The following is a 6,000-nucleotide window of genomic DNA, read 5'->3' on the forward strand; positions in this document are numbered from 1 at the left end:
TGTCAATCATGACTATTCGATCGCAATCGGTGAAGACGCGAAGACGCAGCGGGTGAGCGGCAATGCCAGCAGGGAATCCATACTTGAAGCTGATGAAGTAGACCGCTTGGTCAGCTCTCAGGATTTTCTCCGACCTAATCTCGGAAGGATGATGGCTGTCATGGATGCTGAACTGAAACGCTGGCTGGACTCGGGCCAGCACTTCGACTACCTCGGCTTCGACATCTTCTACCGTGTCGAGGGCAGCGGGCCTCCGCTGCTGCTCATCCACGGTTACCCGTTCAATTCCTTTGACTGGGCGCCGATCTGGCCCACGCTCACAAAATGCTTCACCGTCATCGCACCAGACATGATGGGCATGGGCTTCTCCGCCAAACCGGCAAACTACCAATACTCGGTACACGACCACGCCGACATGCACGAGGCGCTCCTACGGCACCTCGACATCCACAACGCCCACATTCTGGCGCACGACATCGGCGATTCCGTGGGCCAGGAACTGTTGGCCCGCCACGAGTTCGGCCAACAGACGTACGGGCAATGGCGCATCGACTCGATCACGTGGCTTAACGGCGGCATGTTCATCGAGGCATACACGCCCCGGGCGGCCCAGAAACTGATGTCGGGCACCCCGCTGGGCGACCTGTTCAGCCCTGTGCAGGGCAGCCCGTTGGCACGACGACTGCTCGAGCCGACAATGCGCGAGATGTTCGGCCCGAACACCAAACCGACCCCGCACATGATGAGCGTGTTCAACCAGATCCTGGACTACAACGACGGCCGCCGGGTGCTGCACAAGGTCGGCCGGTTCATCAACGATCGCTACACGCACCGCAACCGGTGGGTGCGCGCCATGCGCCAGACCACGGTCCCGATGCGGTTGATCGACGGGCCCGTCGACCCCAACTCGGGTGCCCACATGGCGCGCCGCTACGAAGAGGTAATCCCCGACGCCGACGTGGTGATGCTCGCCGACGACATCGGGCACTGGCCGCAACTCGAGGCGCCCGAGGAAGTGCTACGGCACTTCCTCGCCCACATCGACCGCGTCGCCGCAGGCTGATCGACTCAGCGCCTCGGGTGGGCGAGGTTGACCTCTGGACCGGCGGCCAGGCGCAGAAGCCTCGCGGCTCATGTAGCCTCGGAGGTCAACTAACGACAAGGCAGGTGCTCAAACATGGCACAGCCGTCCATCAGGCCAGGTGGTTCCGGGCGGCTCGCCGGGCCGCCGGACTCCCGTGACGAGGGCGACGACCGCGCTCGAAGCGGTTGTGCGGCCGTGCTGGCGACTGCGCACGAAAATCGCGGCCCGATCGAATAGCTTCCCGCGTACCTGACCTCGCGCCGGCATTCGCCTCTCGCGCGTAAACCACCATCCCAAAAGATCGGACGGGACCCACATTGCTGCGGTTCGTAAACCTTGCGTTGCCGCGCGTCGTCGACCGGACGTCGCGCGCCATCATGCCCGGATCTCATTGAGATTCCGTGGCCATCACCGAAGTACCTGAATACGCCCATCTAAGCGAGACGGACCTTGAGGACCTCGCGTCCGCGTTGGAGGCGATCCGTCGCGATATCGAGTCGTCACGCGGCACCGGCGATCGGGCATACATCAAGCGCGCCATCGCTTTTCACCGCGCCCTCGAGGTCGCGGCGAGGCTAGTCATCGGCACCAGCAGGGGCCCGCTTGGCTGGGCCGTCGGAACCGGCGCACTAGCCGCGGCCAAGTGCATCGAGAACATGGAACTCGGCCACAACATCAGCCACGGCCAATGGGATTGGATGAACGACCCGGAAATCCATTCCAGCACGTGGGAGTGGGACATGGCCGGTCTCACGTCGCAGTGGAAGAACTCCCACAATTACCGGCACCACGTCTTCGCGAACGTCGTCGGCGTAGACGACGACCTCGGATTCGGCGTCTTGCGGGTGACTCGAGACGAGGAGTGGCGGCCACGCGCATTGCTGCAGCCGTTGCGCGCGGTGCTGCTGGCGCTGCTATTCGAGTGGGGTGTCGCCCTGCATGGCCTGTATTCAGTGCAGGAGCGCGAGACGACGCCCACCAGTAAGGCTGCTCACAAGACTGCGCTTCTCCGCAAGATCGCTCGGCAGGTCGGCAAGGACTATGTGCTGTTTCCCGCGCTCAGTCGCCGGCGGTGGTGGCGCACGCTGGGGGCCAACCTGGTTGCCAACGGGCTGCGCAATGTCTGGGCGTGTGTCGTGATCTTCTGCGGTCACTTCGCCGACGGAGCTGAAAAGTTCACCCCGTGCGTGCTGGACAGCGAAACGAAGCCCGAATGGTACCTCCGACAGATGCTCGGGACCGCGAACTTCCGGGCCGGCAGGGTGCTGGCATTCATGAGCGGAAACCTGTGTTATCAAATCGAACACCACCTCTACCCTGACCTGCCAAGCAATCGATACCCCGAGATCGCCGAGCGGGTGCGCGCTCTGTGCGGCACCTACGACCTGCCCTACACGACGGGTCCGTTGCTTCGCCAGTACCTCCTCACGGCGCGCACAATCTGCAAGTTGGCACTTCCGGACCGGTTTCTGTCCGCGACCTCCGACGACGCACCGGAGACCGCCTCGGAACGCAGATTCCCGAATGCCGCGAAGCGGTCGGACGTACCAAGTATGGGGCGACGGGGATTGGCGACGGCAATCCGCACCCGCAGTAATCGACCTCTGCCCAAGGACCGGTCGGCCTAGCGGTGGAATTAGACGAATTTGTGTCCCAGCGTCTTCGACGCCCCGGTGAAGTCCCGGTGGTCCGCGGTGATTCCCCGGCGCCTCAGGCCCGTCACCAGCGTAGGGTGGTGGGCGCGGTTGGGAGACGCGAAAAAGCACCCCCTGGTGTATTGCAGATTTGTCGCCAGACGGCATCAGATTTCAAGTCCGGCTTCACGAAAATCGGAACGTCTCAGTAAATCCCTTCCACAGGAAGAAAGTCATGCCCACCGTTGAGGCGCGGCTCCGCCAGGACTTGCGCAACTATGCCGTCGAATTGCGGCAACTTGCCTACACACTGCCCGAAGGTCTGGGCGAGCACGATCTGCTCGGATTGTCTGGTCGGATGCGCGCGACTGCCGATCAAGGGGAACATCGTCGGAGTGGTAACGATGGCTGATCGCGTTATGAAGGGCAGTCGCCTCGGGACACTGAGCTACGAGGTCGACCGCAATCATGACCTGGCGGCCCGAAAGGTCGCGCGATACCGCACCGAGAACGGCGACGAATACGAGATGCCCTTTGCCGCCGACGCCGAGGTCCCGGTCACCTGGCTATGCCGCAATGGCATGGAAGGCATCCTGATCGACGGCGGTGAACTGGTCGAACCCAAGAAGGTCAAGGTGCCGCGTACCCACTGGGACATGTTGCGGGAACGCCGCTCGATCGAGGAACTCGATGAACTGCTGAATGAACGCCTCGAGATCATCAAGTCACGCCGCCGGGGCAGCTAGTTTCAGAACGAGTTCGCCGGTATCAGCGGGCAACGTCAACCGTCGCGGGCCCGAGGTTGACGGGCAACTCCTTGATCCCGCGCAGCAGGGTGCTGTCGTTCGGGATCGGCTCGCCGGCGAGGGCCAGCCGGGGGAAGCGTTCGAACAGCGCTTGTAGGCCGATCTGCAGTTCCATCCGCGCGAGCGACGCGCCCAGGCAGCTGTGGATGCCACTGCCGAAGCTGATGTGTTCGCGGGCGTTGGCGCGGGTGGTGTCGAATTCGTTGGGACGTTCGAAGACGGCCGGGTCGCGATTGGCCCCGCCAATCAAAAGGAAGATCGCCGAGCCGTCCTGCAGGGTATGCCCGTCGAGCTCAACGGTTTCGGTGGCCACCCGGGCCGCGATGTGTGCGACGGAGTCATAGCGCAGCACCTCCTCGACCGCGTTCGCCCAGCCCTCCGGATGTTCCTGGAGCCGGGCGAGCTGATCGCGGTGCCCGACCAGCGCCACCACCGCGTTGCCGAACGCATGGGTGGTGGTGATGAACCCGGCACCCAGCAGCAGCCCCGCGAACATCCTCACCTCGGTCTCGGTGAGATCGCCGTCGTGCAGGACGGCGGCCAGGATGCTGTCCTCGGCGCCGCCCCGACGGAGAAGCTCGATGTGGGCCGCGAGGTAGCTTTCGAACTCGCGCAATGCCTCGACGGCGGTCCGGTACTCGCGCCAGGAAGGGGACGTGCTGTTGAGGATTTTGGTGCCAGGCTCGGCGAATGTTTGTAGGTGTGGTGCCTCGTCGCGAGGAATGCCCAGCATCTCGACGATGACTGCGATAGGGATTTGAGACGCATAGGCGGCGATCAAATCGCATTGGTGGTTGGCTTGGAGATCGTCGAGCAGGTTGTCGGCGATCTCCTGAATACCCTGACGAAGCCCCTCGATCGCCCTAGGAGTAAACGCGCGCGACACCAAGCGACGCAACCGCGCATGCTCGGGCGGATCGGCAACAAGCAGCGACGGCGGTTCCACCCCATTCAGGACACCGGGGTTCGTTTTCGCCAGCATCCGCTGAACGACGGGAAACGGTGAGCGGTCCCGCGGTTTCGACGTCCGGAACCTGTCGTCGCGCAGCACGTCACGAACAATCTGCGCGTCGGCGGTGACCCACCCGCCCACCGCCGCGGAGACACGCCCGCGCCGGCGTATCTGCTCAACAAGGCGATACACGTCGTCGGGCGGCCCGCCCTCGATTAACAGCCGGGAAAAAGGATCGCCCCGACGCGCGAGCAATTTCAGCGTCCAACGCGGCAGTCCATATCCCAGCAGCCAATGCACCCGGGTCTTGATGTCGGCATTCATATTCGCCCCTGCCTCCGGCTACCGATGAGGCTAGCGGTCAACCAGCGGCGATACGCGTCAAAGAAACGCGCCGGAATCTATGGGATCGCACAATTGCGGCGGGCCGCTCAGCCTCGTTCTCCCCGGGCGACTCCGCGGCGTCCCCACCGGGTAGCTATACCGGTGTGATGGACAAACAGGAGTTGGCTCGGGAGCTCGGCCACCCCGACGCCCAGAAATTGCTCGCCGGTTCGATGGCGCGGCTCGCCTACAACGGCCACGACGGCTTCCCGCGAGTCATCCCCGTCGGGTTCTACTGGACCGGCGAACGCATCGTGGTCTCGACGGCACCGACCTCCCCGAAAGTCCGCGCACTTTCCTCCCGTCCGGAAGTCGCGTTGACGATCGACACCGGCTCCACCCCGGAAGAGGCCAAGGCGCTGTTGGTGCGTGGCCTTGCCACACTGCAAACCGTCGACGGCGTCACCGACGAGTACCTCGCCGCGGCGAGGAAGTCGATGGACGAAGCGCAGCTCGCCGACTTCGAACGCAACGTGCGGTCGACGTATCCGGAGATGGTGCGCATCTCGATCGAGCCGCGCTGGGCGCGGTTTTATGACTTCGGTGCCGGGCGGCTACCCGCGTTCCTTGCGAACCTCGTCAACGATGGGTAGTCACCGGACGCCGAACGCAAAAACGGTTGTCGAATCGTAGGTCTGGCCCGGGTTGAGCGTGGTGGTCGGGAAGGTCGGGTGATTCGGCGAATCGGGGTAGTGCTGGGTCTCCATCGTGAATCCGGCGCCCTGCCGGTAGCTGTGCCCGCTGGTGCCCGTGAGCGCCCCGTCGAGGAAGTTGGACGTGTAGAACTGCACGCCGGGCTCGGTGGTGGAGACCGTCAGGGTGCGCCCCGACTTGGGGTCTTGGGCCCTGGCCGCCTCGACCAGCCCGGTGTTGTTGCCGCGGTTGATCACCCAGTTGTGGTCGTAGCCGTGGGCGAGCAACAGCTGCGGGTCATTCGCGGTGATACGCGCGCCGATCGCGGTCGGTGAGGTGAAGTCGAACGGTGTGTCCTGCACCGGGGCGAGCTGCCCGGTCGGGATTTGCGTGGGGTCGGTCGGAAGGTAGTGGTCGGCATGGATGGTGACCTTCTGGTCGTAGACGTCGAGCGTGTCCTCGCCGGCCAGGTTGAAGTAGCTGTGATTGGTCAGGTTGATCACGGTC

At 63.9% G+C, this 6,000-nt stretch carries 7 protein-coding genes; 5 read left to right on the forward strand and 2 right to left on the reverse strand.

What is annotated here, in order from left to right; genetic code table 11:
- Positions 1–160: 160 nt before the first annotated feature.
- The 4 genes from AC5Y2S_RS28115 (at position 161) to AC5Y2S_RS28130 (ending at position 3,464) form a co-directional block, all read left to right on the forward strand.
- Positions 161–1,063, forward strand: coding sequence for an alpha/beta fold hydrolase (locus AC5Y2S_RS28115; protein WP_499959830.1), 903 nt, complete (start codon positions 161–163; stop codon positions 1,061–1,063).
- Between the two features lie 422 nt (positions 1,064–1,485).
- Complete coding sequence (locus tag AC5Y2S_RS28120; RefSeq protein WP_499959831.1) at positions 1,486–2,712, forward strand: fatty acid desaturase family protein; 1,227 nt, start codon at positions 1,486–1,488, stop codon at positions 2,710–2,712.
- 241 nt (positions 2,713–2,953) lie between these two features.
- Complete coding sequence (locus AC5Y2S_RS28125) at positions 2,954–3,130, forward strand: hypothetical protein (RefSeq protein WP_499959832.1); 177 nt, start codon at positions 2,954–2,956, stop codon at positions 3,128–3,130.
- Entirely contained in the window at positions 3,123–3,464 is a 342-nt protein-coding gene (locus AC5Y2S_RS28130) for an RNA polymerase-binding protein RbpA (RefSeq protein WP_499959833.1), read from the forward strand. The genes AC5Y2S_RS28125 and AC5Y2S_RS28130 overlap by 8 nt, the downstream gene beginning before the upstream one ends.
- Before the next feature lie 22 nt (positions 3,465–3,486).
- Here AC5Y2S_RS28130 and AC5Y2S_RS28135 read toward each other — a convergent pair whose 3' ends face one another.
- Positions 3,487–4,800, reverse strand: a complete 1,314-nt coding sequence (locus tag AC5Y2S_RS28135; RefSeq protein ID WP_499959835.1) for a cytochrome P450 — start codon at positions 4,798–4,800, stop codon at positions 3,487–3,489.
- A 167-nt stretch (positions 4,801–4,967) separates the two neighbouring features.
- Between AC5Y2S_RS28135 and AC5Y2S_RS28140 the strand changes: the two genes are divergently transcribed.
- Complete coding sequence (locus tag AC5Y2S_RS28140; protein WP_499959836.1) at positions 4,968–5,453, forward strand: pyridoxamine 5'-phosphate oxidase family protein; 486 nt, start codon at positions 4,968–4,970, stop codon at positions 5,451–5,453.
- Here the strand turns inward: AC5Y2S_RS28140 and AC5Y2S_RS28145 are convergent.
- Positions 5,454–6,000: aldose epimerase family protein (locus AC5Y2S_RS28145; protein WP_499959837.1), on the reverse strand; the 547-nt coding region annotated here is incomplete at its 5' end.

It is taken from the genome of Mycobacterium sp. NGS69, assembly GCF_059812165.1.